Source organism: Cellulomonas sp. Marseille-Q8402, from assembly GCF_965119525.1.
In genome coordinates this window covers 1,036,831-1,061,915 of the sequence record NZ_CBCPLX010000002.1, presented here as the reverse complement: position 1 = coordinate 1,061,915, position 25,085 = coordinate 1,036,831, and the positions used below count along the sequence as shown (strand labels likewise).

Sequence of the window (25,085 nt, the reverse complement as noted above, 5' to 3'; positions counted from 1 at the left end):
TCGTCGCGGCGCGCCGGCGCGGTGGACCCGGCCGGCGGCTGCTCGGGGGCGGGGGTCGCCTGGCTCACTTGCTCTCCTCCTCGGAGGCCTCGATGTCGGCCTCGCCGAGCACGGTGTGGTGGGTCGCGGCCTGCTGGACGGCCTCGGCCTGCGGGACGCCGGCCATCATCAGGCCGAGGACGTCGCGGTCGGTGCCGCCGGGCACGGTGCCGACGATGCGGCCGCGGTACATGACGACGATCCGGTCGGCCAGGGCGAGGACCTCGTCCAGCTCGGTCGACACGATGATCACGGGCGTGCCGGAGTCGCGCTCCTGCACCACCCGCTTGTGCACGAACTCGATCGAGCCGACGTCCAGGCCGCGGGTCGGCTGCGACGCGATGAACAGCCGCAGCGGGCGGGACATCTCGCGGGCCAGGACGACCTTCTGCTGGTTGCCGCCGGAGAGCGTGCCCGCGTGGGCGTCGACCGAGGGCGTGCGGACGTCGAACTCGACCGTCCGGCGCTCGGCGTTCTCCTGGACCTTGCGCGGGTCGAGCGAGATGCCGCGGGAGAACGGCTCGCGGTCGTAGAGGTCGAGGATCAGGTTCTCGGCGACCGAGAAGTCGGCGACGACGCCGTCCTCCGTGCGGTCCTCCGGGACGAACCCGACGCCCGCGTCGAGCACCTGCTTGACCGTGCGCCCGACCAGCTCGGTGCCGTCGAGCACGACCGACCCGGCCACCGGCTGCTGCAGGCCGAGGATGACCTCGGTCAGCTCCGTCTGGCCGTTGCCCTGCACGCCGGCGACCGCGACGATCTCGCCGCGCGCGACGTCGAACGACACGTCGTCGACCTGGCGCACGCCGGCCTCGTCCAGCACCGACAGGTTCCGCACCTGCAGGGCGACCTCGCCCACCTGCGCGGGGGTGCGGTCCACGCCGAGCGACACGGACCGGCCGACCATGAGCGAGGCGAGCTCGGTCTCGGCGGCGTCGGGCCACGCGCTGCCGACGACCTTGCCGCGGCGGATGACCGTGATCCGGTCCGCGACGGCGCGGACCTCACGGAGCTTGTGGGTGATGAACACGATGGACGTGCCCGCGGCCTTGAGCTGGCGCATGATCGCGATCAGCTCGTCGGTCTCCTGCGGGGTGAGCACCGCGGTCGGCTCGTCGAGGATCAGCACCTTGGCGTCGCGGGACAGCGCCTTGATGATCTCGACGCGCTGCTGGGCGCCCACGGGGAGGTCCTCGACCAGGGCGTCGGGGTCGACGTCGAACCCGAACCGGTCGGAGATCTCCTTGACCCGGCGGCGCGCGGCCGCGAGGTCGATCATGCCGCCGCCCTTGACGGGCTCGTAGCCCAGCACGACGTTCTCGGCGACGGTGAACACCGGCACGAGCATGAAGTGCTGGTGCACCATGCCGATGCCCGCGGCCATCGCGTCGCCCGGACCGGTGAAGGTCACGGGGCGGTCGTCGACGAGGATTTCGCCGTCGTCCGGGTCGTAGAACCCGTAGAGCACGTTCATCAGCGTGCTCTTGCCTGCGCCGTTCTCGCCCAGCAGGGCGTGGATCTCGCCGGGCTCGACCACGAGGTCGATGTGGTCGTTCGCCACCAGGGCGCCGAAACGCTTGGTGATCCCGCGCAGCTCCAGCTTCACGTGGGCCTGCTCCTTCGATCGGTCGTCGCTGCGCACACTAAGGCAAATCGGGCGGCCGGTGACAGCCGCTCGCCCACGGGCGCTGGGTGAGAACGCACCGGTGGCCCGGGCAGGCGAGCTGCCCGGGCCACCGAGGTGCGGTGCGTCAGTTCTGGCTGGGGGACTCCACCACGAGGTCGCCCGCGATGATCTGCGCCTTGAGGTCCTCGACGGCCGTCTTGACCTCGTCGGTCACGATCGAGTCGAAGTCGTGGAACGGCGCGATGCCGATGCCCTCGTTCTCCAGGGTGCCGACGTAGGGCTCCGAGGTGAAGTTGCCCTCGGACGCCTCCTGCACGGTGTCGAACACGGCCTGGCCGATCTCCTTCATGACGGAGGTCATGACGATCGAGGAGTAGTCGGGCGAGGTCTCGAACCAGTCCGCGTCGACGCCGACGATGGAGACGTCGCCCGCCTCCTGCGCGGCGGCGGCGGCACCCAGGCCGACCGGGCCGGCGACCGGCATGATGACGTCCGCGCCCTGGTCGATGAAGCCCTTGGCGATGTTCTGGCCGTTGGTCTGGTTCTCGAAGTCACCGGTGAAGGAGCCCGTCTGGGCCTCCTTGTCCCAGCCGAGGACCTTGACCGCGGCGCCGTTGTCCTCGTTGAACTTGGCGACGCCGTCGGCGAAGCCGTCCATGAAGATCGACACCGACGGGAGCTGGATGCCGCCGAAGGTGGCGACGGTGCCCGTGGCGGAGGTGCCCGCGGCGACGTAGCCGGCGAGGTACGCGGCCTCCTGCGTGTTGAACAGGAGCGGCTTGGCGTTCTCCAGGCCCTCGGCGTTGAAGCCGGAGTCGACGAGCGCGAACTCGATGTCCGGGTTGGCCTCGGCCGCCGTGGTCAGCGCGTCGGCGAGCAGGAAGCCGACGCCGATGATCAGGTTGCAGTCCTGCGAGACGAGCGAGTCGACGTTCGGGGTGAAGTCGGTCTCCGCGGTCGACTCGACCTTGACGACCTCGACACCCAGCTCCTCGCCGGCGCGGTCCAGGCCCTCGCCGCCGGACTGGTTGAAGGACTTGTCCTCGAAACCGCCCGAGTCGGAGACCATGCAGGCCTTGAAGTCGGAGGCCCCGGTGTCGGAGCCGGCGGTGTCGTCCGACTCCTCCGGCGCGCTGCCGCAGGCGGCGAGGGCGAGCGCGACAGCCCCGGAGAGGGCGGCCACACGGATGATCTTCTTCACGCGACACTCCTGCTTCTCGTCGTCGACCGGTCCGGTGCCCCGTCCCTGCCGCGCGCTCCGTCGCGCGCGGCCGCCAGGTCGGGTCCGTCCGGTGTTCGCTCGCACACTAGCCACGCGCAGGTGTCGGCCGTGTTACGCAGGCGCCCTGGGGCCCCTTCGTTACTGACTTGGAACATTGGTCCGGCCCGCGGGCCGACCCGGCTCACCCGACCGGCCCACCCGACCGGCTCAGGACCGTCACCCGGTCGGCGGCAGGTGGACGGTCAGGCGGTGGCGCCCACCCGCAGCGCCGCCCGCGCCAGCAGCGCCGCACCCGCCGCGATCGCGGACTCGTCCACCACCAGGTCGCCCTGGTGGATGTCGTAGGTGCGGCCGCCGGGCCGGCGCGTGCCGAGCCGGGCCATCGCGCCGGGCACCTTGGTCAGGTACCAGGCGAAGTCCTCGCCGCCGAGGGACTGCTCGGTCAGCTGCACCGCGTCCTCTCCCAGCACGTCCCGGGCGGCGGCCTCGAGCACCGCGACCGCCCGCTCGTCGTTCTCCACCGGGGGGACGCCGCGCTGGTGCCGGACCTCGACCTCGACGCCGTAGGGGGCCGTCACCTCGTCGACGGCCGCGTGCAGCACCTGCGACGCCCGCTCCCACGCCCGCACGTCCAGGCAGCGCAGCGTGCCGCGCACCGAGCCGGACGCGGGGATGGCGTTGTGCGCCGAGCCGGCCTGCACCGCGCCCCACGTGAGGTTCACGCCGGACCGCGGGTCGAGGCGCCGGCCGAGCACGGCCGGCACCTGGGTGATCACCTGGCCGAGCGCGTAGACGAGGTCGGCGGTGAGGTGCGGCCGCGACGTGTGCCCGCCGGGGCCGGTGAGCACCACGGTGATCTCGTCGGAGGCGGACGTGATCGGGCCGATCCGCGAGCCGATCCGGCCGACGTCGACCTTCGGGTCGCAGTGCAGCGCGAAGATCCGGCCGATGCCGTCGAGCGCGCCCTCGGCCATCACGTCCAGCGCGCCGCCGGGCTGCACCTCCTCCGCGGGCTGGAAGATCAGCCGGACGCCGGTCGGGAGTTCCCCCGCCGCGTGCAGCTCGGCGAGCACCAGGCCCGCGCCGAGCAGCGCGGTGGTGTGCACGTCGTGGCCGCACGCGTGCGCGACGCCGTGCACGGTGGACGCGAACGGCAGCCCGGTCGTCTCCTGCACCGGGAGCGCGTCGATGTCGGCCCGCAGGGCGATCCGCCGGCGGCCCGTCTCGACCGTGCTCGGGCCGATGTCGCAGGTCAGGCCGGTGCCGGGCAGCAGCTTCGGCGTCAGCCCCGCCAGCCGCAGCCGGTCGGCCACGAGGCGCGTGGTGCGCTGCTCGGTGCGGCCGAGCTCCGGGTGCGCGTGGATGTCCCGTCGGATCTCCACCAGCTCCGGCTGCAGGGTCGCGACGAGCTGGGTCACGCGGGAGGCCTCGACGATCACCCGACCGACCCTAGTCGCCCGCCCACGTCACAGCAGGTCGTCGCGCCCGCGCCCGCGCCAGCCGTCGACCGCCTGCTTCACGGCCTGCGCGTGCGCGCGCGTGGTCACGAGCACCGCGTCCGCGGTGTCCACGACGACGGCGTCCGGCACGCCCAGGACCGTCACCGTGCGGCCGCCGCCCGGCAGCACGAGGGCCCGCGGCGCGTCGATCCGCTGCACCAGGGCCTCGTCGCCGAGCGTGCTGGCGCCGTCGACGTCGACCGGGGGCAGCAGCGCGCCGAGCGAGGCGAAGTCGCCGATGTCGTCCCAGGTGAAGTCGCCCGGCACCACGGCCACGCCGCCCGCGGCCGCGACCGGCTCGGCGATGGCGTGGTCGATCGCGATCTTGGTCAGCCCCGGCCACACCTCGGCCAGCACCTGGTCCCGGCGCTCCGGGTCGTCCCAGGCGGCGGCGATGGTGCGCAGGCCCGCGGCGAGCGGCGGCAGCTGCTCGGCGAGGTGGTCGAGGAGCACGCCGGCCTGCACCAGGAACATGCCCGCGTTCCACCGGTAGTCGCCCGTGGCGAGGTAGGCGGCCGCGGTCTCGGCGTCCGGCTTCTCCGTGAACCCGGCGACGTGGCGCGCGCTCGGGGCCCCGGCCACGCCGAGGTCGTCCGCGGCGCGCACGTACCCGAACGCCGTCGACGGCTCGGTCGCGGCGATGCCGATGGTCACGACATAGCCCTCGCGGGCCGCGGCGACGCCCTCCGTGACGGCGGCGTGGAAGTGCGGCAGGTCGTCGATGACGTGGTCCGCGGCGAACGAGCCGAGCACGACCTCGGGGCCGTGCCGCTCCGCGAGCACCGCGGCGGCGAGGCCGATCGCGGCCATGCTGTCGCGCGGCGAGGGCTCCGCGATCACCTGGTCCGGGCCCAGCTCCGGCAGCTGCCCGGCGACGGCCTCCGCGTGCCGGACGCCGGTGACCACGAGCACGCCGTCGCGGCCGGTCAGCGGCAGCAGCCGGTCGACGGTGGCCTGCAGCAGCGTGCGGCCGGTGCCGGTCAGGTCGTGCAGGAACTTGGGCGCTCCCTGGCGGGACAGCGGCCACAGCCGCGTGCCGGCACCGCCGGCGGGCACGACGGCGTGGAAGCCGGGAAGGGGCAGGGCCGCCGCGGAGGCTGCAGAATCGGACATGCCGGGCAGCGTACCGACGCCCGGGGCGCCTCCGCCCCGTCGCCGTCACCCGGTCGGGGAAAGTCGCCGGTTCCCGAGGCAGACCAGGGACGAGAGTCCCAGGTCGCGTGTGCGCTTGATCACATCAGCCCCGATCGGTTCGTCCCCGGCGGGTGGCACGGCGCACCATCACTACAGTGATCTGACCGGACACAGCAGTCCCGCCCGAACTCGCCAGGAGGCCTTCCGTGCCCACTGCGCCAGCCGAACCGCGCAACGACGCCGCCCCCACGGCCAAGCGGATCCCCGGCGGCACCCTCTACCGCGGCCGCGAAGGCATGTGGTCCTGGGTCGCCCACCGCATCACCGGTGTGCTCATCTTCTTCTTCCTGCTCGTGCACGTCCTCGACACCTCGCTCGTGCGGGTGTCGCCGGAGGCGTACGACGCCGTCATCGGCACCTACAAGAACCCGATCATGGGGCTCGGCGAGGCCGGGCTGGTCGCCGCCATCGTGTTCCACGCCTTCAACGGCATCCGGATCATGCTGGTCGACTTCTGGTCCAAGGGCGCGAAGTACCAGCGCGTGATGCTCTGGGTCGTCCTCGGCCTGTTCGTCGTCACGATGGCCGGCTTCCTCCCCCGCCACCTCATGCACGTCTTCGGAGGCGAGTGATGACCACGATCCCCGCCCCCCGCACCCGCGCAGCCGGCCCCGGCCGCCGCACCTCCCGCGGCAACTGGGAGCTGTACGGCTGGGTGTTCATGCGGGCGTCCGGCGTCGTCCTGCTCGTGCTGATCTTCGGGCACCTGTTCGTGAACCTGGTCGCCGGCGACGGCATCACCGCCATCGACTTCGGCTTCGTCGCCGGCAAGTGGGCGTCCCCGTTCTGGCAGATCTGGGACCTGCTGATGCTGTGGCTCGCGATGATCCACGGCACCAACGGCGTCCGCACGATCATCAACGACTACGCGGAGAAGGACGGCACCCGGCTGGTGCTGAAGCTCGCGCTCTACACGTCGTTCGTGGTCGTCGTCGTGCTCGGCACCCTGGTGATCTTCACGTTCGACCCGTGCCCCCCGAACAGCCCGGCGGACCTGCTGCCCTCGTTCTGCACCGCCTGACTCCCCCCGCACAGCTTTGGAGGCATCGACCCCGATGCAGACCCACCAGTTCGACGTCGTGATCGTGGGTGCCGGCGGCGCCGGCATGCGCGCGGCCCTCGAGTCGTCCGCGCGCACCCGCACGGCGGTCATCTCGAAGCTCTACCCGACGCGCTCCCACACGGGCGCGGCGCAGGGCGGCATGTGCGCGGCGCTCGGCAACGTCGAAGACGACAACCCCGAGTGGCACACGTTCGACACCGTCAAGGGCGGCGACTACCTGGTCGACCAGGACGCCGCGACGATCATGGCGAACGAGGCCATCGACGCGGTGCTCGACCTGGAGCGGATGGGCCTGCCGTTCAACCGCACCCCCGAGGGCCGCATCGACCAGCGCCGGTTCGGCGGGCACACCCGCAACCACGGCGAGGCCGCCGTGCGCCGCGCCTGCTACGCCGCGGACCGCACCGGGCACATGATCCTGCAGACGCTCTACCAGCAGTGCGTGAAGAACGAGGTCGCGTTCTTCAACGAGTTCTACGTGCTGGACCTGCTGCTCACCCACGACCTCACCGGGCGCGAGGTCCCGGAGGGCGAGGACGTCGCCGTCTCCGGCGTCGTGGCCTACGAGCTCGCCACCGGCGAGATCCACATCTTCCGCGCCAAGTCGGTCGTCCTCGCGACCGGCGGCGCCGGCAAGATCTACAAGACGACCTCCAACGCGCACACGCTGACCGGCGACGGGATGGCCCTGGCCTACCGCCGCGGCCTGCCGCTCGAGGACATGGAGTTCTTCCAGTTCCACCCGACCGGCCTCGCGGGCCTCGGCATCCTCCTCTCCGAGGCCGCGCGCGGCGAGGGCGGCATCCTCCGCAACGCCGACGGCGAGCGGTTCATGGAGCGGTACGCCCCCACCATCAAGGACCTCGCACCGCGCGACATCGTCGCCCGGTCGATGGCCAACGAGGTGCGCGAGGGCCGCGGCGCCGGGCCGAACAAGGACTACGTCCTGCTCGACCTGACCCACCTCGACCCCGCGCACATCGACGCGAAGCTCCCGGACATCACGGAGTTCGCGCGGACCTACCTCGGCATCGAGCCCTACACCGAGCCCGTGCCGGTCTACCCGACCGCGCACTACGCGATGGGCGGCGTGCCGACCAACGTCGAGGCCGAGGTGCTCCGCGACACGAACCACGTCGTCAAGGGCCTCTACGCCGCCGGCGAGGTCGCCTGCGTGTCCGTGCACGGCTCCAACCGGCTCGGCACCAACTCGCTGCTCGACATCAACGTGTTCGGCAAGCGGGCCGGCATCTCGGCCGCCGAGTACGCCGCGACGGCGTCCTGGGTCGACCTGCCCGAGGCCCCCGAGGCCGCCGTGGTCGAGCAGCTCGAGAACATGCGTGGCCGCCCCCAGGGCGAGCGCGTGTCCGACGTCCGCCGCGAGCTGCAGCAGACGATGGACACCAACGCGCAGGTGTTCCGGACCGCCGAGTCGCTGCGCCAGGCGTTCCAGGACATCCAGGTGCTGCAGGAGCGGTACTCCCGGGTCTCCGTCCAGGACAAGGGCCGCGCGTTCAACACCGACCTGATCGAGGCGCTCGAGCTCGGGTTCCTGCTCGACATCGCCGAGACCGTCGTCGTCGGGGCGCTCAACCGCCGCGAGTCGCGCGGCGGGCACTTCCGCGAGGACTACCCCCAGCGGGACGACGCCGGCTTCATGGAGCACACGATGGCCTACCGCCGCGTGCCCGGCGTCCCGGTCGACTCCCCCGCCGGCTCCGCGCCGAAGGGCGAGGAGATCCCGGCGCCCGGGCCCGGCCGCCCGGCCGTCGTCCTGGGCACCAAGCCCGTCGTGACCACCGTGTACCAGCCGATGGAGCGGAAGTACTGATGACTGCTGTCGCTGAGCGCTCGGCCACCGCCGAGCCGAAGGCCGGGGAGATCCCCTCGTTCGAGGTCACCCTGAAGATCCGCCGCTACACGCCGGAGACCCACGGCGACGAGGCGTACTGGGAGGAGCACACGGTCACCGCCCACGGCACCGACCGCCTGCTCGACGCCCTGCACAAGATCAAGTGGGAGATGGACGGCTCGCTCACGTTCCGCCGCTCCTGCGCGCACGGCGTCTGCGGCTCCGACGCGATGCGGATCAACGGCCGCAACCGGCTCGCGTGCAAGGCCCTGCTCAAGGACCTCAACCCGGACAAGCCGATCACCGTCGAGCCGATCAAGGGCCTGCCGGTCATCAAGGACCTCGTGGTCGACATGGAGCCGTTCTTCGCCTCCTACCGCGAGATCATGCCGTTCCTCATCACCACCGGCACCGAGCCGTCCCGCGAGCGGGTCCAGTCGCCCGAGCAGCGCGCCCGGTTCGACGACACCACCAAGTGCATCCTCTGCGCCGCGTGCACCTCGTCCTGCCCGGTGTTCTGGACCGACGGGCAGTACTTCGGCCCCGCGGCGATCGTCAACGCGCACCGGTTCATCTTCGACAGCCGCGACGAGGGCGGGGCCCAGCGGCTCGAGATCCTCAACGACAAGGAGGGCGTCTGGCGCTGCCGGACCACCTTCAACTGCACCGAGGCGTGCCCGCGTGGCATCGAGGTCACCAAGGCGATCCAGGAGGTCAAGCGCGCGATGATCACCCGCGCGTTCTGACCCTCCCGCCGCTCCTTCCGTCACCGAGTGGAGAGCCCTGCCCGACACGCTTCGGCGTGTCGGGCAGGGCTCTCCACTTGTGTGCGGGTCAGACAGGTGCGGCCAGCTGCCAGCCGGACCCGGGTCCGCCAGGAAGGACTCGGGTGCGGGCGGTGCGCAGGCGGGCCTGCCAGCGTGCGCGGGACGTCGGCGTGGCCAGGTCGACCGACGTCGCCCGGATCACCTCCAGGCCCAGTGCGTGCAGCCGCTCCTGCCGGTCGGCGTCCGCGCTGCGCCGGTCCGCTGCGGCGTGCACGGCGCCGTCGTACTCGCCCACCAGGCCGCTGCCCTCGTCCAGCAGGTCCACACGCGCGACGAACCGGCCGTCCCCGTCCAGCACCACCGCGTTGCACCGCGGCGTGGGCAGACCCGCGGCGAGCCAGAGCAGCCGCATGCGGGACTCCTGCGGCGACTCGACCCCGTCGGCGGACACGGCCAGCGCGCGGCGGGCTGCACGGACGCCCTTCCAACCGCGACGCTCCCGCAGCAGCTCGTCCAGCTCCGACGCGTCCAGCAGCCCGAGCGCCCGGAGCCGGTCCAGCCCGACGACCGCGTCCTCGACGTCAACGGTCCGGGCCAGGTCGAACGCCGTCCGCAACGGCGTCGTGACCGGGAGACCGGCCACCTGCGTGCGCTCGCCCGGGAGGACCGCGCTGCGCAGCAGGCGCTGCCCGTGCCGCGCGGTCACCCGCACCTCGGGCGGTGCGAGCAGCAGCACCGGGAGCAGCACGGGCCCGCGCCCGGAGGCCGGCGCCCCGTCGAAGGACGGCAGCTCCTCGGTGACCCGTCGGCCCGGGTGCTGCCGGCGTCGCTCGCGCGCCCGGTGCGCGAGCACGTGCTTCTCGTGCAGCCGGGCCGCCGCCCAGCCCCCGAGCGTCACCGCCGCCGGCGCCCCGGTCGCCGCCACCGCGATCCGGATGTCCGGGTCCTCGAGGTCCGCGCCCGCGACCGCGTGCACGCCACGGGCCGCCCGGACGTAGCCCGCCCGCACGTCCGCCCGCCGCCCGCGGGCGCGCACCTCGCAGGTGGCGACCACGGCGGCCAGGTCACGACCATCGGGAAGGCGGGGCGGCGCGGGAGCGGGATCCATCGCCCCACCGTGCCGACACCGCCGCCCCCCGGCCAGCGACGCCCACGCCCCTGGGGACCACACCCGCCGTGTCGCCCCGCCGACACGCCGGGCCCCGCCCCTCCCCGCGATCGTCCACCCGCCCCGGGCGCTCGCCGGGTGGAGAGTTCTGCCGGACACGCCGAAGCGTGTCCGGCAGAACTCTCCACTTCGCGGCCGGGTGGCGGGGGTCGCGCAGGGGCCTGGCTCAGGCGGTCGCCGGCTCCGGCTCCGCCGCGTCGTCGGCGGCCTCGTCCGGGGCCGGCGGGTCGGCGGTCCACGCTGCGGCGAGCAGGACGATGCGCGCGATCAGGTTGATCCAGATCAGCAGCGTCACGATGACCGCGAACGAGGCGAGGATCGCGTTCCGGTCGGCGGAGCCGGCGACGACGGACGTGCCGAGCACCCGGACGACGCCGAGGCCGACGCCGGCGACGAGCATGCCCTGCCGCAGGTCGTGCCAGGCCGGCCGCTGCCCCGCGAGCACGATGACGATCAGGCAGAACGTGGCCGCGTCCACCACGAACGCCACCAGGATGCCCGCGCCACGCAGGACGAGGCTGCCGACCGTCGAGCCGTCGAGCCCGAGCGCGTCGAGGGCCCAGTCCGCGGCGGTCGTGGTGGCGATGCTCAGCACCGCGGAGACCAGGATGGCGAGGCCGATGCCGGCGAACCCGCCGAGCTCGCGGAGCTTGCCGGTCACGATGTTGCCGCCGGCCCCGTCCGCGTCGAACATCGCCCGGACCGCCGTGCGCAGCGCCGCCATCGCGGAGATCGCGCTGACCAGCAGCACGACCAGCGCCACGACGCCGGCGATGCCGAGCCCCGTGCTGAGGACGAGGTCCGCCGGGTCGATCACCCCGTTGTCCTCGCTGCTCGTCTTGACCAGGCCGGGCAGGTTGGCGTCGATGGTCTCCAGGACGGTCTGCCGGAGCGCGTCGTTGTTGCCGAGGACCGCCATGAACACCGTGTAGCCGATGGTGAGGCCGGCGAACAGCGAGAAGATCGCCGCGTACGCGATGCCGCCGGTCAGCACGCCGCCGCCCGCCGCGCCGAACCGGGCGTTGGCCCGGGCCGCGCGGGTGTGCTGCCACCAGGCCAGCAGGTCCTTGAACCGGGCCGTCAGGCCGGCGAAGCCGCCCGGGTAGACCCGCGCCCCGACGTCGCGGCGGTTGCCGGCCGCCAGGTCCTCGGTGCTGGCGGCGCCGGCGTGCGCACGCCCGGCGCCCTGCGGTTCGGCCGGGACTCCCATGCCGACGACCCTAGGAGCCGCGGGCCCGGTCGGCATCCGCAGCCGTGGCGTCGGTGCCGGTCAGCGGCCGGTCAGCGGCCGGTGCGGCCGGTCGGGGGCCCGTCACCCACCGAGCGGGAACGCCCCGATCGCGCGCCACATGCCGTCGTCGCCGTGCTCGTAGACGTGGATCTCCGCCACGTCGAACCGCGCCTCGTACCCCGCCATGTCCGCGAACGCCTGGTCGAGGGCCTCGTCGGGGACCTCGTGCGCGATGGTGACGTGCGGGTGGTAGTGGAACCGCAGGTCCTGGCCGAGCACGCCGGACCGGATGTCGACCTCGAGCAGCTCGCACGACGCGATGCCCTCGACCACCTCGACGAACACGACCGGCGACACCGGCCGGAACGTCGCGGTCCCCCGCAGGTGCACGGTGAACGGCGCGTGCCGGGCGGCGACCGCGCGCAGGTGGTCGGCGACCTCGTCGAGCCCCGCGACGGGGACCACGGTGGGGCCGAGCAGCGTGATGTGCGGCCGGATCAGCGCGGCGGCGGGGTCGCCGACGCGGGCGCGCGCCGCCTCGAGCTCGGCGGCGTACGGCTCGGGGACGGTGACGGCGACGCCGACCCGGAGCTCCTCGCCGAACGGCCCGGTGGGGTTCATGCGGTCCGGCGGCGCGGCAGCAGCCCGAACCGGTCCGTGATCCGGTCCAGGGTGCCCCGCGCGATGGCCCGGGCGCGCTCGGCACCGTCCTCCAGCACCGCGTCGAGCGAGTCCGGCTCGGACAGGTAGCCGTTCACCCGCTCCTGGAAGGGCGTGAGGAAGTCGGTCACCACCTCGGCCAGGTCCACCTTGAGGTGCCCGTAGCCCTTGCCGTCGTAGTCGGCGACGATCGACTCGACCTCCCGGCCCGTGAGCGCCGAGAAGATGGTCAGCAGGTTCGCGACGCCGGGCTGGTTCTCCCGGTCGTACCGGACCTCGCCGACCGCGTCCGTGACGGCCGACTTGATCCGCTTGGTCACGGTCTTCGGCGGGTCCAGCAGCTCGATGATGCCGTTGGGGCTCGCCGCGGACTTGCTCATCTTCGCGGTCGGGTCCTGCAGGTCGTAGATCTTCGCGGTCGCCTTCACGATGTGCGCCTCGGGCACCACGGTCGTGTCGGCGCCGAACCGGCCGTTGAGCCGCTGCGCGAGGTCGCGGGTCAGCTCCAGGTGCTGGCGCTGGTCCTCCCCGACCGGCACCAGGGCCGTGTCGTACAGCAGGATGTCGGCGGCCATGAGGATCGGGTAGGTGAACAGCCCGACCGTGGTGCCCTCGGCGCCCTGCTTCGACGACTTGTCCTTGAACTGGGTCATCCGGCCGGCCTCGCCGAACCCCGTGACGCAGGACAGGAGCCACGACAGCTCGGCGTGCTCGGCGACGTGCGACTGCACGAACAGGATCGAGCGCTCCGGGTCCACGCCCGCCGCCAGGTACTGCGCGGCCGTGCGCCGGGTGCGCTCGCGCAGCGCGGCGGGGTCGGGCGCGACCGTGAGGGCGTGCAGGTCCACCACGCAGTACAGCGCGTCGTAGGCGTCCTGCAGCGCGACCCACTGGGTCAGCGCGCCGAGGTAGTTGCCGAGGTGGAGGGAGTCGGAGGTGGGCTGCATCCCGGAGAAGATGCGAGGGGAGCCGGTGACCATGGGTCCATTCTGACGGTTCGGGGCCGGGGGCCGTGCGGAGGGCGTGGAGGGGGTGCCGCTGGCGTCAGGTCGCCTCGTCGTCGAACGGGGCGGGCGCGTTCGGCTCGAGCGGCGTGACCGCGGGCGCCGCGCGGGACGACCGACCCGCGGCACCGGCGCCGGCGGCCACCGCGGACGCGCGCGCGCCGGCGGCGGAGGGCTCCGGGTCCAGCAGCGCGTCCCGGACGATGCGCCGCGGGTCGTACCGCCGGGGGTCGAGCGCCTCCCAGTCGATGTCGCGGGCCTCGTCGCCCAGCTCGTCGTCCACCCGGCGCTTCGCGTCGGCGATGTAGCGCCGCGCCTGCTTGGTGAGGCGGGCCAGCTGCTCGGCGTACCTCGGCAGCCGAGCGGGCCCGATCACGATCACGGCGACGAGCAGGATCACCAGGAACTCGCCGCCGTTGATGTCGAACACGAGCCCAGGCTACCCGCCGGGGCCCGCGGCTCCCAGCCTCGGTTCAGCCGGCCGCCGACTCGTCCAGCACGACCTGCACGTCGCGCTCCGAGCCGTCCGACCCGCGCACCCGCAGGGACACCGCCTCCCCCGGCGTGCGGGCGCGGATGGCGACCACCAGCTCGTCGGACGCGGTGACCGGCCGGCCGTCGATGGCGAGGATCACGTCGCCCGCCCGGATCCCGGCGCGGTCGGCGGGTCCGTCGGGCGTGACGGGCTGCTGCCCGTTCTGCGGCGTGGTCGACACCTGGACGCCCTCACCGGCGTAGCTGCCGTCGAGCAGGACGCCGATGACCGGGTACGTGGCCGAGCCCGTCTCGATGAGCTGCTCCGCCGTGCGGCGCGCCTGGTTGGACGGGATCGCGAACCCGAGCCCGATGCTGCCGCCGCTCGTGGCCGACGCACCCGGGGGCTGGGCGATCGCGGAGTTGATGCCGACGACCTCCCCGGCGGCGTTGACCAGCGGGCCGCCCGAGTTGCCGGGGTTGATCGCCGCGTCGGTCTGGATCGCGTTGATGAAGGCGGTGGAGTCGGTGCCGTCCCCGGCCGCGACGGGCCGGTTCAGCGCGCTGACGATGCCGGACGTGACGGTGCCGGCCAGCCCGAGGGGCGCGCCGATCGCCACGACCGGGTCACCCACCTGGACCTGGTCGGAGTCGCCCAGCACGAGGGGCGTCAGCCCCTCCGCGTCCACCTTGACGACGGCGAGGTCGTAGTCGGCGGTGCTGCCGACGACGGAGCCCGCGAGCTGCGACCCGTCCGCGAAGAGCACGACGACCGTGGCCCCGGCCTCGGTGCTGCCCGCCACGACGTGGTGGTTGGTGAGGATGTAACCGTCCTGGCGGAGCACCAGCCCGGAGCCGGTCGCCGACCCGGAGGCCGACGTGACCTCGAGCGAGACGACCGACGGCAGCACGGACCCGGCGATGCCGGCGACGCTGTCGGGCGCGCGGTCCCCCGCCCCCGTGCCGACCGCCGCCGGCAGCCCGGCGTCGGCGAGGCGCGCGTCGCCGGACTCGAGGCGCGCGCCGACGACGCCGCCGATCACGCCGGCGCCGAGCGCGGCGACGACCAGCGCGGCGACCACGCCGAGCGGGACGCGCCGGCGACGGGTGCGCCGGCGTCCCGGTGCGCCGGGCCCGCCCGGCACGAACATCCCCGGGTAGCCGCCGGGCGGCACGGCGCCCGCGGGCAGCGTCGCCGGCGCCGGCGCGGAGCCGGGGTCCGACGGCAGCGGGGCCGGGGGCGCGGCGATCGCCGCGGCGGCGTCGACGGGCGCGCCCGGGGACGCGAACGCCTGCGGGGCGGCGTACGGCGAGGGCGCGGCGTACGGCGACGGCGGCCCGGCACCCCACCCGACGGGCGGTGCCCACCCCGCGGGCGCGGCGGCCGGCGGCGCGAACGGGTCGGCGGCCCGGGGGCCGGGCGCGGCGAACGGGTTCGGCGCGGGGGCCGGCGTCCCCTCCTCGGGCGCGGTCACGGCAGGTGCACCGCGGCGGCGAACGTGTCCCAGCCGCGGTTCAGCCGGGCCGGCAGCCCGGCGTCGAAGTCGCCCCCGGGGAACTGCGCGACGACGGCCGCGGCGTCCGGGCCGGTGCGGTCCGAGACCACCTCGACCACGGTGTCCCCGGACTGCCAGGCGGCGTGCCACGGGGCGTTCGACAGCAGGTACACGGTGTGACCCTCGACCTCGATGGGCTCGGCGGCGGGCAACGCGGACAGGTCGAGCCGGCCCTGCTGCTCCGTCACGACCACCTCGCCGGACGGCCCGGCGAGGTCGACCTGGAGGGTGCTGCCCTCGTCCCGCAGCCGGACGGACGTCACCGACCAGCCCGCCGGCACCTGCGTGGGGCAGGTCCAGCCCTGGGCGCGCATCCAGTCCAGGTACTCCTGCGTCGACGCGCCGTCCGCCGGCTCGGGCGTGAGACCGGAGCCCGGACCTGACCCGGTGGCCAGCACCGGGACCGCGGTGGCGTTCGCGTCGCCGAGCAGCGCCAGCGCCTCGGTCGACTCGGGTTCCGGGGCGACCGCCGGGCGGTCGCCGAGCAGGAACAGCCCGACCGCGACGACGCCGAGGCCGGTGATCGAGCCCACGGCGGCACGCAGGCCCCGGCGACCGTGGCCGGGCGCGGCGGGCGCGGTCGCGGCGACCACGGGCCGGCCTCCGAGCACGCCCCGGCCGCCGAGCAGCCCGCGGCTGCCGAGCACCGAGCCGCCGCCCAGCACGGTGCCGCTGCCGAGCAGCCCCGCGATGCCGGACTGGGACGCGCTCGTGAACGCCGCGTGCGCGCCGGAGGGCGGGACGAAGGGGTCCATCGGGCGGCCGGTGCGCGGTCGGCGGTCAGCCGGCACGGACGGGCCGTCGGCGGGCCCGCAGCCGCCGAGCGCGAGGAGCCGGGCCGTCAGGTCGCCCGCGGGGCGGACGTCGTCCACGTCGCAGAGCACCCGACGGGCGGCACGGGCGGCCGCGAGGTCGGCGGCGCACCGCGCGCAGCCGGCGACGTGCGCGAGCGCACGCTCGGCCACGGCCGGTGCGAGCTGGCCGTCGACGAGCGCGCTGACGCGGTCCCCGAGGTGCGCGCTCACCGCGAACCCGCCGCGGCCGTCACCCCGTGCGCGGGCACGTCCGGCGTGTCGGTGGCCGCGCGCACGGCGGCAGGTGCCCGGTGCTCGAGCGCCACCCGGAGCCGCGCGCGGGCGCGGTGGATGCGCGAGCGCACGGTGCCGAGCTTGATGCCCAGGGTGACGGCGATCTCCTCGTAGGAGAGGCCCTCGATGTCGCACAGCACGACGGCGGCGCGGTACTCCGGGGGCAGCTCGTCGAGCGCGCGCTGCACGTCGACGTCGAGGTTCTCGTGCTCGAAGGCGCGCTCCGGGCCGTCACGGCCGTCGACCGCGGGGTAGCGGTCGCCGTCCTCGCCCATCGCGTCCATCCGGATGCGCTGGCGCCGGCGCGCCTGGTCGAGGAAGAGGTTGGTGGTGATGCGGTGCAGCCAGCCCTCGAAGGTGCCGGGCGTGTACGTCGACAGCGACCGGAACACGCGGACGAAGACCTCCTGCGTGAGGTCCTCGGCGTCGTGCCGGTTGCCGGTGAGGCGGTACGCCAGGCGGTAGACGCGCGCGGAGTGCTCCCGGACGATCGCCTCCCAGGTCGGGGGCTGCCAGTCCGGATCGGGCAACGGGGTCGCCATCCACGTCCTTCTTCGTCGGGGGCCGCGGGTGCGGCACGTGTCCCAGTGTCCCAGGGCCGGGCCGCCGGTGCGAACCGGTCTCCCAGTCCCCTCACAACGCGCACCCCGCGCGCACGGTTCCCGCGCGTGCGGGTGACGTCCGCGCGTCGGGCGGCAGCGGGGCGTCCGCCGCCCGGGTGACGACTAGGCTGGCGGCGCCCGCACCGCACCTCAGAGCCGCTCCCGAGCCGCGCTCGAACCCGCACCGTCCAGGAGGACACCATCGCCACCGACAAGGCAGCCAGCTGGGTCTACGCGGAGGGCTTCGCCCCCGAGGACGACACGCTGCTGCGCGCGCGGGACCGCGCCGGCCAGCTCGGCTGCGCGCCGGTGGCCGCGGGCACCGGTGCCGCGCTGACGGTGCTGGCGGCCGCCGCCCGGGCGCGGGCGGTCGTCGAGGTCGGCACGGGCGCCGGCGTCAGCGGGCTGCACCTGCTGCGCGGCATGCCCGCCGACGGCGTCCTCACCACCATCGACGTCGAGGTCGAGCACCAGCGGGCGGCCAAGCAGGCGTTCGCGGAGGAGGGCGTGCGGCCCGCCCGGACGCGCACCATCTCCGGTCGCGCGCTCGACGTGCTGCCCCGGCTGACCGACGGCGCCTACGACCTGGTGTTCGTCGACGCGGACATCGAGAGCTACCCCGCCTACGTGGAGCGTGCCGTGCGCCTGCTGCGGCCCGGCGGCGTGCTCGCCGTCGACGACGCGCTCTGGCACGACCGGGTGGCCGACCCCGCACGCCGCGACGAGGCGACGACCCTGGTCCGGGAGACCGGGCGCCTGGTCCGCGAGGACGACCGGCTGATGCCGGCGCTGCTGCCGGTCGGCGACGGGCTCCTGGTCGCAGTCCGGCGCTGAGGCGGCCGGACGCGGACGTCGTCCCGCAGGACGGGACGACGTCGTCGGTCAGCGCAGCGCGGCCAGGTAGCGCAGCAGCAGCCGGGCGCCGTAGCCGGTCGCGCCCTCGGTGACCTCGTGCCGGTCGGAGGTCGACCGCGCCGGCCCGGCGATGTCGAGGTGCGCCCACGCCCGTGAGCCCACGAACTCGCGCAGGAACAGCGCCGCGGTGATGGAGCCGCCGCCGTACTTCAGGTCCTGCGGGACGTGCCGCAGGTCGGCGAGGGTCGAGCGCACGGCGTCGGCGTAGTCCGCGACGAGCGGCATCGCCCACACCGGCTCCCCGGACTCGGCGGCGGCCGTCTCCAGCGCCGCGGTCAGGGCGGGGTCGGTGGCGTAGAGCGCGCCGTGCTGCTTGCCGAGCCCGAGGCTCGCGGCCCCGGTCAGGGTGGCGACGTCGAGCAGCACGTCGGGGTCGAGGGTCGCGTCCGCCCAGGCGAGCGCGTCGCCGAGCACGAGGCGGCCCTCGGCGTCGGTGTTCGCGATCTCCACGGTCCGGCCGCCCCACATCGTGAGGACGTCGCCCGGCCGGAACGAGGCGGCACCGAAGTGGTTCTCGGCCAGCGGCAGCACGGCGGTGACCCGGTGCGGGACCCGCGCGGCGGCCGCACCGAGGACGGTGGCGAGCGCGACGGCGGCGCCGGCCATGTCGGTCTTCATCGGGACCATCGCCTCGCGCGGCTTGATGGAGATGCCGCCCGTGTCGTAGGTGATGCCCTTGCCGACGACCACCACGTGCTTGGCCCGGCGCGCGCCGGGGGCAGCGGGTGCAGCGTCCGCGGGGTCGTAGGACACGGTGACGAGCCGGGGCGGCGACGCGGACCCGGAGCCGACGGCGAGGATCCCGCCGAAGCCCTGGTCTGCCAGCTCCCGCGGCCCCAGCACCTCGACCCGGAGGCCGGCGGCGCGGGCGAGGTCGGTGGCGCGCTCGGCGACCCACTCGGGGTCCTTGGTGCTCGACGGCGTGTTCGCGAGGTCCCGCACCAGCCAGGTCGCGGTCGCGCCGCGCACCGCCTCGTCCAACGCGGCCTGCGCGGCGGCGCCGTCCCGGCCGACGACCACGAGCTCGGTCGCCGGTGCCTCCGTGGCGCTCGCCGGCGCGCCGATCCGCTGCACGCGGTAGGCGGCCAGCAGGTAGCCCTCGGCGAACGCGCGGACCGCGGCAGGGCCGCCGGCCCCGGGCTCGGTGGCGACGGTCGTGAGCACCCGGCCGAGCCCGCGGGTGGCCCGCGCCAGGGCGGCGCCGGCGCGCCGGAGCTCGTCCGGGGTGCCGTCGCCGACCCCGACCAGCACCAGGCGGCGCGGCAGCCCGGCCCACGGCAGCGCGGCGCCCGCGCTCCCGACCGGGCGCGGCAGCAGCAGCGTCCACGCCTCGCCGGCCGCGCCGGTCAGCCCGGCGCGCTCGGCCAGCTCGGCCAGGTCGATCCCGTACCGGGCGGCCGCGTCCGCGGTGCCGCGGCGGGGCTGCAGGTCGGTGTCGTCGGGCTCGTCCGGCGCCGACGGCGCGACCGGGACGGCCACGGCGTCGACGTCGGGCGCGAGCAGCAGGTCGGACGACGCCAGCGAGCCGGCCACGAGGCCGACCGCCGGGACCGGACGACCGATCCGCACCGGTGAGGTGGAGGTCAGGGGACGAGCCACGTCAGCGCGAGCCCGGCGTCGTCAGGAGACGACGGAGGTCAGGGCCTCGCCCAGCTCCTGCGCCTCGGTCGCGTTGAGCTCGACGACGAGTCGGCCACCGCCCTCGAGCGGGACACGCATGACGATGCCGCGGCCCTCCTTGGTCACCTCGAGCGGACCGTCACCAGTCCTCGGCTTCATCGCGGCCATGCGGGGCTCTCCTTCGTCGCTGGGTCACCAGGGCCCGACGGCCCGGTCCCACGGGGGTGCAGGACGGGCTCGACCGGGCGTCCGGCTCGGCGGATGTCCGCTGGCCAGTCTAGTTCACCGAGGCGACAGGGCGGGCCCGGTCCCGCGCGGCGACCTCGGGAAGCCCCTCGTCAGACCGCTGCGCCCCGGCTCCGCCGCGTCACGGCGGCCACCCGGACGGCGGCACGAGCCGCCAGATCCGCCACACCCAGACCACCTGCAGCACCAGCATCAGCACCACGACCGCCCCGGTCCACGCCCACCGCGCCCACCTCGGCCGCGGCACCACGCCGGCGGTCGCCGCGGCGAGCGGGAACGCCAGCAGCAGGAACCGCGCGAGGCTGCTGCCCGGCTCGACCGCGGCCGCCAGGTAGAGCAGGTACGCGGCCGACCAGGCGTGCAGCTCCCGGCCGAGCCGCCAGGCCGACGGCGTCACCAGGCACGCCACGACGAACGCCACCGCGGCCAGCACCACCCAGGGCGCGGCGTCGCCGAACCAGAACCCCGGCACGTACGCCCAGCCCGCGAACGGCGCGGTGGTGCGCGACCCGCGCCAGGACTCCTGCGTCTGCAGGTAGGCGTCGGGCACGCCGGTCACCCACCCGCACAGCACGATCCACGCGAATCCCGACACGACGGCGGCGACCGCGAGCGCCGCGATGCCCGCGAGGTCGCGACCCGGCGGGCGCTCCCCCGCCGACCGCCACTCCCGCAGGCGCACCAGCGCGTGCACCACCACGACGACGGCCATCGGCAGCGCGACCGCCCGGGTGAAGCCGAGCGCGAGCACCGCCGCGCACGCCCAGCCGTACCGCCGGGTCACCACGGCCAGCAGCGACGCGGCGACGAGCAGCAGCGCGAGGGCCTCGGTGTAGCCGACCTGCAGCACGACCGACGTCGGGAAGACGCTGACCAGCAGGACGGTGGCCAGCGGCAGCCCCGGCCGCGCGGCGACGGCGCGGGGCGCACCCCGGACCACGGTCCGGTGGATCAGCAGCACGGCCCCGGCGCCGGCGATCAGCGACACCGTCGGCGCCACGACCGCCCACGACCCGCCGGTCACCGCCATGACGGCGCGCACCAGGTACGGGTAGAGCGGGAAGAACGCCCACTCGTTCTGCTGCACCAGCCCGTCGGCACCGACGGGCAGAGTCGCCGGGTAGCCGCCCTCGGCGATGCGGCGGTACCAGGTCGCGTCCCACATCAGGCCCGTGTAGTCGGCGTAGCCGGGGGCGGCGCCGGTCCAGCCGTTCGCCGCCTGCCGGCCGGCGACGACGACGAGGACGACGGCCGAGAACCCGCGGGCCGCGGCGTAGACGGCGAGCGTCTGCAGCCACCAGGGCCAGGTGCGCGGGTCGGCCGACGGCCGCACGACGTGCGCGTCGGTCACGCGAGCCCTCGCACCGCGCGGGCGGGCGGCGCGTCGCCCCGGAGCGCCGCGACCATGTCGACGACCCGGCGGGTCGCCCGGACGTCGTGCGCGCGGAACACCCGGGCGCCGAGCCAGGCCGCCACCGACGTCGCGGCGAGCGTGCCCTCGAGCCGGTCCTCGGGCGGCAGGTCGAGCGTCTCCCCCACGAAGTCCTTGCGCGACAGCGCGACCAGCACCGGGTACCCGAGCGCGGTCAGCGCCGCGGTCCGCCGGACCAGGTGCAGCGAGTGCCAGGTGCTCTTGCCGAAGTCGTGCGTCGGGTCGACCAGGACGCTCGACGGGTGCACGCCGAGGCGGACGGCCCGCGCCGCGGACGCCCGCAGCGTCGCGAGCACGTCGAGCAGCACGCCGTCCCGCGGGTCGGCCCCGGCGTCGGCGTCGTCGGGCAGCGGGTAGGACACCCGCAGCGGGTCCGTGCGCGGCGGCAGCCCGCCGGTGTGCGAGCAGACGACGCCCAGCCCGCGCTCCGCGGCGACCTCGACCAGGCCGGGGTCGTGCCCGGCCCACGTGTCGTTCAGCAGGTCGGCCCCGGCGTCGGCCGCCGCACGGGCGACCTCGGCCCGCCACGTGTCGACGCTGACCAGGAGGTCCGGGTGCCGGCGCCGCACGCGCTCGACGAGCGGGACGACGCGGGCGATCTCCTCCGCCACGTCCACGGCCGGGCCGCGGCCGGCGCGCACGCCACCGAGGTCGACCAGGTCCGCGCCCTCCTCCTCGGCCCGCGCCACCGCCGCGTCCGCCCCGGCGTCGTCGTACCGCGCGGCGGCGTAGAACGAGTCGGGGGTGCGGTTGACGACCGCCATCACGACGGGGTGGCCGGCACCGAACCAGCGGTCGCGCAGCAGCAGCGGCGCGCCACCCGCGGGGACGTCAGCGCTCACCCGGGCGGTCCTCGGCCTGGTCCTCCACCTCGGCCTCGGAGTCCTCCTGGGCACGCTCCGCCGCCTCGGCCGCGGCGCGCTCGGCGGCCCGCAGCTCCGCACCCCGGTCGAGGACGATGCGGACGGCGTCGTCGGGGTCGTCCACCAGCTGGAGGAGCGCCAGGTCGGCCTCGCGGATCATGCCGCGGTCCAGCACCGGGCCGCGCAGCCAGTCGAGCATCCCCTGCCAGTAGTCCGAGCCGACCAGCACGATGGGGAACTCGGTGACCTTGTGCGTCTGCACCAGGGTGAGCGCCTCGAACAGCTCGTCGAAGGTCCCGAACCCGCCGGGCAGGACGATGAACCCCTCGGCGTACTTCACGAACATCGTCTTCCGGGCGAAGAAGTACCGGAAGTTGACGCCGAGGTCGACCCACGGGTTCATGCCCTGCTCGAACGGCAGCTCGATCCCGAGGCCGACCGACAGCCCGCCGGCCTCCGACGCGCCCTTGTTGGCGGCCGACATGATGCCGGGACCGCCCCCGGTGATCACCGCGTAGCCCGCCTCGGCGAGCCGGCGGCCGACCGCCTCCCCGAGCGCGAAGTCGGGGTGCTCCGGCAGGGTGCGCGCGGAGCCGAACACCGAGACGGCGGGGCCGAGCTCCGCGAGCGCGCCGAAGCCCTCGACGAACTCGCTCTGGATGCGCATCACGCGCCACGGGTCGCCGTGCAGCCAGTCCGCGCCGTCGCCGCCCGAGAGCAGGCGCTGGTCCGACGTGGTCGCCGGGATCTGCCCCCGGCGCAGCAGCACGGGCCCCTTGCGGTAGCCGGATCCGGGTGCGGGCACGCCGTCGTCGCTCATGGGAGGGACTCTACGGTCCGGCGCCGCACGTGGTCAGGCGGTCAGCCAGGCGTGCAGCGCGTCGTGGCAGACCTGCAGCTGCGCCACCGGCAGCCGCTCGTCGTCCTTGTGCGCGAGCAGCGGGTCGCCCGGGCCGAAGTTCACGGCCGGGATGCCGAGCGCGGAGAACCGGGCGACGTCCGTCCAGCCGTACTTGGGCGCGGGCACGCCGCCGGTGACCCCGAGCACCGCGTCCGCGAACTGCGCCGCGGCGGGGTCGTCCAGGCCGGGCCGCGCGCCGGCCGCGGCATCCGTCACGACCACGTCGAACCCGCCGAACAGCTCCGTGACGTGCGCGGCGGCCTCCTCGACGCTGCGCGACGGGGCGAACCGGTAGTTCACGGTGACGACGCACCGGTCCGGCACGACGTTGGTCGCGATGCCGCCGCTGATCAGCACCGCGTTCAGGCCCTCGCGGTAGACCAGCCCCTCGACCTCGACGGACGCGGGCTCGTACGCGGCCAGCCGGGCCAGGACCGGCGCGGCGCCGTGGATCGCGTTGACGCCGGTCCAGGCGCGGGCCGAGTGCGCCGCGACGCCCGCGACCCGGACCTCCGCGCGCAGCGTGCCGTTGCAGCCGCCCTCCAGCCCCGCGTCGGTCGGCTCGCACAGCACCGCGAAGTCGGCCGCCAGCCAGTCCGGGTGCTCCCGCGCGATCCGGCCCAGCCCGTTGAGCGCGGCGTCGACCTCCTCGTGGTCGTAGAACACCCAGGTGACGTCGCGGGTCGGCTCGGTCAGGGCGGCCGCGAGCGCCAGCTGGACGGCGACGCCACCCTTCATGTCGACGGTGCCGCGGCCCCAGAGCACCGCGTCGTCGCCCGCGCCCTCCAGCCGGGTGGGCAGGTTGGCGGGGTCCTCGGTCACGGGCACGGTGTCGATGTGGCCGGCGATGACGACGCGCGACGGCCGGCCGAGGTGCGTGCGGGCCACGACCGCGTCGCCGTCGCGCAGCACCTCCAGGTGCGGGTACGCGCGCAGCGCCGCCTCCACCGCGTCCGCCAGCGCACGCTCGTCGCCGCTCACGGAGGCGATGTCGCACAGGCGCGCGGTGAGCGTGGTGAGGTCGGCGGTCAGGTCCAGGGGGGTGGTCGTCGTCACGCTCGCGACCCTACTAGCGCCCCCTAGGCTGGACGCCATGAGCGAGCGCACCGCCTGGGCCTGGGGCCTGGCCACCGTCACCTCGTCCGGGCCGGACCACGGGACCGTCCTGGACACCTGGTACCCGGAGCCCGTCCTCGGTGACGTGCCGGCCGGCGCGGCGTGCCCGGAGACGCTCGCGCTGCTGGTGGCCGAGGACCCCGCGCGCGGGGTGCGCACCGAGACCGTGCTGACGGTCGTGGACCTCGAGGCCGAGCCCGTCGACACCGCCGACGCCTACCTGCGCCTGCACCTGCTGTCGCATCGGCTGGCCGCGCCCAACACGATCAACCTGGACGGCGTGTTCGGCGTGCTGCCGAACGTCGTGTGGACCGACCACGGCCCGTGCGCCGTCGACGGCTTCGAGCTCACCCGCGCTCGGCTCCGCGCCGCGACCGGCCGCCCCGTCACCGTCTACGGCGTCGACAAGTTCCCGCGGATGGTCGACTACGTCCTGCCCGACGGCGTGCGGATCGCCGACGCCGACCGCGTCCGGCTCGGCGCGCACCTCGCGGCCGGCACCACCGTGATGCACGAGGGCTTCGTGAACTTCAACGCCGGCACGCTCGGGGTGTCGATGGTCGAGGGCCGGATCTCCCAGGGCGTCGTGGTCGGCGAGGGCAGCGACATCGGCGGCGGCGCCTCGATCATGGGCACCCTGTCCGGCGGCGGCCGCGAGCGCGTCTCCATCGGCGAGCGGTCCCTGCTCGGCGCCAACGCCGGCCTCGGCGTCTCGCTGGGCGACGACTGCATCGTGGAGTCCGGCCTCTACGTGACCGCCGGTACCAAGGTGGTCCTCGTCGGGGAGACCGGCGCCGACGGCGGCCCGCGGGTGGTCAAGGCCCGGGAGCTGTCCGGCTCCGACGGCATCCTGTTCCGCCGCAACTCCGTCTCCGGCGCCGTCGAGGCCGTCGCCCGCACCGGCACCGGCATCACGCTCAACGCCGCCCTGCACGCGAACTGAGCC

At 74.9% G+C, this 25,085-nt stretch carries 24 protein-coding genes; 6 read left to right on the top strand and 18 right to left on the bottom strand.

The window, feature by feature from the left end:
• Positions 1 to 64: 64 nt before the first annotated feature.
• From ACWPWW_RS15830 to ACWPWW_RS15815, 4 genes are all read right to left on the bottom strand, one after another.
• A complete protein-coding gene (locus ACWPWW_RS15830) occupies positions 65 to 1,645 on the bottom strand; it encodes an ABC transporter ATP-binding protein (RefSeq protein WP_454051297.1) in 1,581 nt (526 codons plus the stop codon).
• Positions 1,646 to 1,790: 145 nt separating this feature from the next.
• On the bottom strand, positions 1,791 to 2,867 hold the full coding sequence (locus tag ACWPWW_RS15825; RefSeq protein ID WP_454051296.1) for a BMP family lipoprotein: 1,077 nt from the start codon (positions 2,865 to 2,867) through the stop codon (positions 1,791 to 1,793).
• A 263-nt stretch (positions 2,868 to 3,130) separates the two neighbouring features.
• Positions 3,131 to 4,327, bottom strand: a complete 1,197-nt coding sequence (locus tag ACWPWW_RS15820; RefSeq protein ID WP_454051295.1) for an amidohydrolase — start codon at positions 4,325 to 4,327, stop codon at positions 3,131 to 3,133.
• 27 nt (positions 4,328 to 4,354) lie between these two features.
• Positions 4,355 to 5,500: a mannose-1-phosphate guanylyltransferase gene (locus ACWPWW_RS15815; RefSeq protein ID WP_454051294.1), complete on the bottom strand. Its 1,146-nt coding sequence runs from the start codon at positions 5,498 to 5,500 to the stop codon at positions 4,355 to 4,357.
• Positions 5,501 to 5,727: 227 nt separating this feature from the next.
• On the opposite strand from ACWPWW_RS15815, the gene sdhC reads away from it, so the two are divergent.
• From sdhC to ACWPWW_RS15795, 4 genes are read left to right on the top strand one after another with little or no spacing between them, the layout of a single operon-like run.
• Complete coding sequence (gene sdhC, locus ACWPWW_RS15810; RefSeq protein ID WP_454051293.1) at positions 5,728 to 6,153, top strand: succinate dehydrogenase, cytochrome b556 subunit; 426 nt, start codon at positions 5,728 to 5,730, stop codon at positions 6,151 to 6,153.
• On the top strand, positions 6,153 to 6,602 hold the full coding sequence (locus ACWPWW_RS15805; RefSeq protein WP_454051292.1) for a succinate dehydrogenase hydrophobic membrane anchor subunit: 450 nt from the start codon (positions 6,153 to 6,155) through the stop codon (positions 6,600 to 6,602). The genes sdhC and ACWPWW_RS15805 overlap by 1 nt, the downstream gene beginning before the upstream one ends.
• A gap of 34 nt (positions 6,603 to 6,636) precedes the next feature.
• Complete coding sequence (sdhA, locus tag ACWPWW_RS15800; protein WP_454051291.1) at positions 6,637 to 8,475, top strand: succinate dehydrogenase flavoprotein subunit; 1,839 nt, start codon at positions 6,637 to 6,639, stop codon at positions 8,473 to 8,475.
• The gene (locus tag ACWPWW_RS15795) at positions 8,475 to 9,242 is read left to right on the top strand and encodes a succinate dehydrogenase iron-sulfur subunit (protein WP_454051290.1); all 768 of its coding nucleotides are present in this window, start codon (positions 8,475 to 8,477) and stop codon (positions 9,240 to 9,242) included. Before sdhA ends, ACWPWW_RS15795 begins: the two co-directional genes overlap by 1 nt.
• 88 nt (positions 9,243 to 9,330) lie before the next feature.
• On the opposite strand, the gene ACWPWW_RS15790 is transcribed toward ACWPWW_RS15795, so the two are convergent.
• The 8 genes from ACWPWW_RS15790 to sigE all read right to left on the bottom strand — a co-directional run bounded on the left by ACWPWW_RS15790 (position 9,331) and on the right by sigE (position 16,986).
• A complete protein-coding gene (locus ACWPWW_RS15790; RefSeq protein ID WP_454051289.1) occupies positions 9,331 to 10,371 on the bottom strand; it encodes a hypothetical protein in 1,041 nt (346 codons plus the stop codon).
• Between the two features lie 226 nt (positions 10,372 to 10,597).
• Positions 10,598 to 11,641 carry a YihY/virulence factor BrkB family protein gene (locus ACWPWW_RS15785; RefSeq protein ID WP_454051288.1) on the bottom strand — a complete coding sequence of 348 codons (1,044 nt, stop codon included), beginning with the start codon at positions 11,639 to 11,641 and terminating at the stop codon, positions 10,598 to 10,600.
• A 102-nt stretch (positions 11,642 to 11,743) separates the two neighbouring features.
• On the bottom strand, positions 11,744 to 12,283 hold the full coding sequence (locus ACWPWW_RS15780; RefSeq protein WP_454051287.1) for a 2'-5' RNA ligase family protein: 540 nt from the start codon (positions 12,281 to 12,283) through the stop codon (positions 11,744 to 11,746).
• Positions 12,280 to 13,302, bottom strand: a complete 1,023-nt coding sequence (trpS, locus tag ACWPWW_RS15775; RefSeq protein ID WP_454051286.1) for a tryptophan--tRNA ligase — start codon at positions 13,300 to 13,302, stop codon at positions 12,280 to 12,282. Before trpS ends, ACWPWW_RS15780 begins: the two co-directional genes overlap by 4 nt.
• A 64-nt stretch (positions 13,303 to 13,366) precedes the next feature.
• A complete protein-coding gene (locus tag ACWPWW_RS15770; RefSeq protein WP_454051285.1) occupies positions 13,367 to 13,756 on the bottom strand; it encodes a Sec-independent protein translocase TatB in 390 nt (129 codons plus the stop codon).
• A gap of 43 nt (positions 13,757 to 13,799) precedes the next feature.
• On the bottom strand, positions 13,800 to 15,275 hold the full coding sequence (locus tag ACWPWW_RS15765; protein WP_454051284.1) for a S1C family serine protease: 1,476 nt from the start codon (positions 15,273 to 15,275) through the stop codon (positions 13,800 to 13,802).
• Complete coding sequence (locus ACWPWW_RS15760) at positions 15,272 to 16,381, bottom strand: zf-HC2 domain-containing protein (protein WP_454051283.1); 1,110 nt, start codon at positions 16,379 to 16,381, stop codon at positions 15,272 to 15,274. The genes ACWPWW_RS15765 and ACWPWW_RS15760 overlap by 4 nt, the downstream gene beginning before the upstream one ends.
• The gene (gene sigE / locus ACWPWW_RS15755; protein WP_454051282.1) at positions 16,378 to 16,986 is read right to left on the bottom strand and encodes an RNA polymerase sigma factor SigE; all 609 of its coding nucleotides are present in this window, start codon (positions 16,984 to 16,986) and stop codon (positions 16,378 to 16,380) included. Before sigE ends, ACWPWW_RS15760 begins: the two co-directional genes overlap by 4 nt.
• Before the next feature lie 261 nt (positions 16,987 to 17,247).
• Here sigE and ACWPWW_RS15750 point away from each other — a divergent pair, with 261 nt between their 5' ends.
• Positions 17,248 to 17,880 carry an O-methyltransferase gene (locus ACWPWW_RS15750; protein WP_454051844.1) on the top strand — a complete coding sequence of 211 codons (633 nt, stop codon included), beginning with the start codon at positions 17,248 to 17,250 and terminating at the stop codon, positions 17,878 to 17,880.
• A 48-nt stretch (positions 17,881 to 17,928) separates the two neighbouring features.
• Here the strand turns inward: ACWPWW_RS15750 and ACWPWW_RS15745 are convergent, their stop codons facing one another.
• From ACWPWW_RS15745 to dapE, 6 genes are all read right to left on the bottom strand, one after another.
• Positions 17,929 to 19,530: a leucyl aminopeptidase family protein gene (locus ACWPWW_RS15745; RefSeq protein WP_454051281.1), complete on the bottom strand. Its 1,602-nt coding sequence runs from the start codon at positions 19,528 to 19,530 to the stop codon at positions 17,929 to 17,931.
• Between the two features lie 51 nt (positions 19,531 to 19,581).
• The gene (locus tag ACWPWW_RS15740; protein ID WP_082812748.1) at positions 19,582 to 19,749 is read right to left on the bottom strand and encodes a DUF3117 domain-containing protein; all 168 of its coding nucleotides are present in this window, start codon (positions 19,747 to 19,749) and stop codon (positions 19,582 to 19,584) included.
• A 199-nt stretch (positions 19,750 to 19,948) separates the two neighbouring features.
• Positions 19,949 to 21,178, bottom strand: a complete 1,230-nt coding sequence (locus tag ACWPWW_RS15735; protein ID WP_454051280.1) for a hypothetical protein — start codon at positions 21,176 to 21,178, stop codon at positions 19,949 to 19,951.
• Entirely contained in the window at positions 21,175 to 22,101 is a 927-nt protein-coding gene (gene folP / locus ACWPWW_RS15730; protein ID WP_454051279.1) for a dihydropteroate synthase, read from the bottom strand. Before folP ends, ACWPWW_RS15735 begins: the two co-directional genes overlap by 4 nt.
• The gene (locus tag ACWPWW_RS15725; protein ID WP_454051278.1) at positions 22,091 to 22,942 is read right to left on the bottom strand and encodes an LOG family protein; all 852 of its coding nucleotides are present in this window, start codon (positions 22,940 to 22,942) and stop codon (positions 22,091 to 22,093) included. Before ACWPWW_RS15725 ends, folP begins: the two co-directional genes overlap by 11 nt.
• A gap of 33 nt (positions 22,943 to 22,975) precedes the next feature.
• The gene (dapE, locus tag ACWPWW_RS15720) at positions 22,976 to 24,118 is read right to left on the bottom strand and encodes a succinyl-diaminopimelate desuccinylase (protein WP_454051843.1); all 1,143 of its coding nucleotides are present in this window, start codon (positions 24,116 to 24,118) and stop codon (positions 22,976 to 22,978) included.
• Between dapE and dapD the strand changes: the two genes are divergently transcribed.
• Complete coding sequence (gene dapD / locus ACWPWW_RS15715) at positions 24,117 to 25,082, top strand: 2,3,4,5-tetrahydropyridine-2,6-dicarboxylate N-succinyltransferase (RefSeq protein WP_454051277.1); 966 nt, start codon at positions 24,117 to 24,119, stop codon at positions 25,080 to 25,082. The two genes, dapE and dapD, sit on opposite strands and share 2 nt — an antisense overlap.
• The last annotated feature ends 3 nt before the right edge of the window (positions 25,083 to 25,085 follow it).

Bases quoted from the DNA above. Each gene is read 5' to 3' on its own strand.
- sigE (WP_454051282.1), bottom strand. From the start codon at position 16,986: ATGGCGACCCCGTTGCCCGATCCGGACTGGCAGCCCCCGACCTGGGAG.
- ACWPWW_RS15785 (WP_454051288.1), bottom strand. From the start codon at position 11,641: ATGGGAGTCCCGGCCGAACCGCAGGGCGCCGGGCGTGCGCACGCCGGC.
- ACWPWW_RS15815 (WP_454051294.1), bottom strand. From the start codon at position 5,500: ATGTCCGATTCTGCAGCCTCCGCGGCGGCCCTGCCCCTTCCCGGCTTC.
- dapD (WP_454051277.1), top strand. From the start codon at position 24,117: ATGAGCGAGCGCACCGCCTGGGCCTGGGGCCTGGCCACCGTCACCTCG.
- ACWPWW_RS15740 (WP_082812748.1), bottom strand. From the start codon at position 19,749: ATGGCCGCGATGAAGCCGAGGACTGGTGACGGTCCGCTCGAGGTGACC.
- ACWPWW_RS15780 (WP_454051287.1), bottom strand. From the start codon at position 12,283: ATGAACCCCACCGGGCCGTTCGGCGAGGAGCTCCGGGTCGGCGTCGCC.
- dapE (WP_454051843.1), bottom strand. From the start codon at position 24,118: ATGGCGTCCAGCCTAGGGGGCGCTAGTAGGGTCGCGAGCGTGACGACG.
- trpS (WP_454051286.1), bottom strand. From the start codon at position 13,302: ATGGTCACCGGCTCCCCTCGCATCTTCTCCGGGATGCAGCCCACCTCC.
- ACWPWW_RS15795 (WP_454051290.1), top strand. From the start codon at position 8,475: ATGACTGCTGTCGCTGAGCGCTCGGCCACCGCCGAGCCGAAGGCCGGG.
- ACWPWW_RS15790 (WP_454051289.1), bottom strand. From the start codon at position 10,371: ATGGATCCCGCTCCCGCGCCGCCCCGCCTTCCCGATGGTCGTGACCTG.
- ACWPWW_RS15805 (WP_454051292.1), top strand. From the start codon at position 6,153: ATGACCACGATCCCCGCCCCCCGCACCCGCGCAGCCGGCCCCGGCCGC.
- ACWPWW_RS15725 (WP_454051278.1), bottom strand. From the start codon at position 22,942: ATGAGCGACGACGGCGTGCCCGCACCCGGATCCGGCTACCGCAAGGGG.
- sdhA (WP_454051291.1), top strand. From the start codon at position 6,637: ATGCAGACCCACCAGTTCGACGTCGTGATCGTGGGTGCCGGCGGCGCC.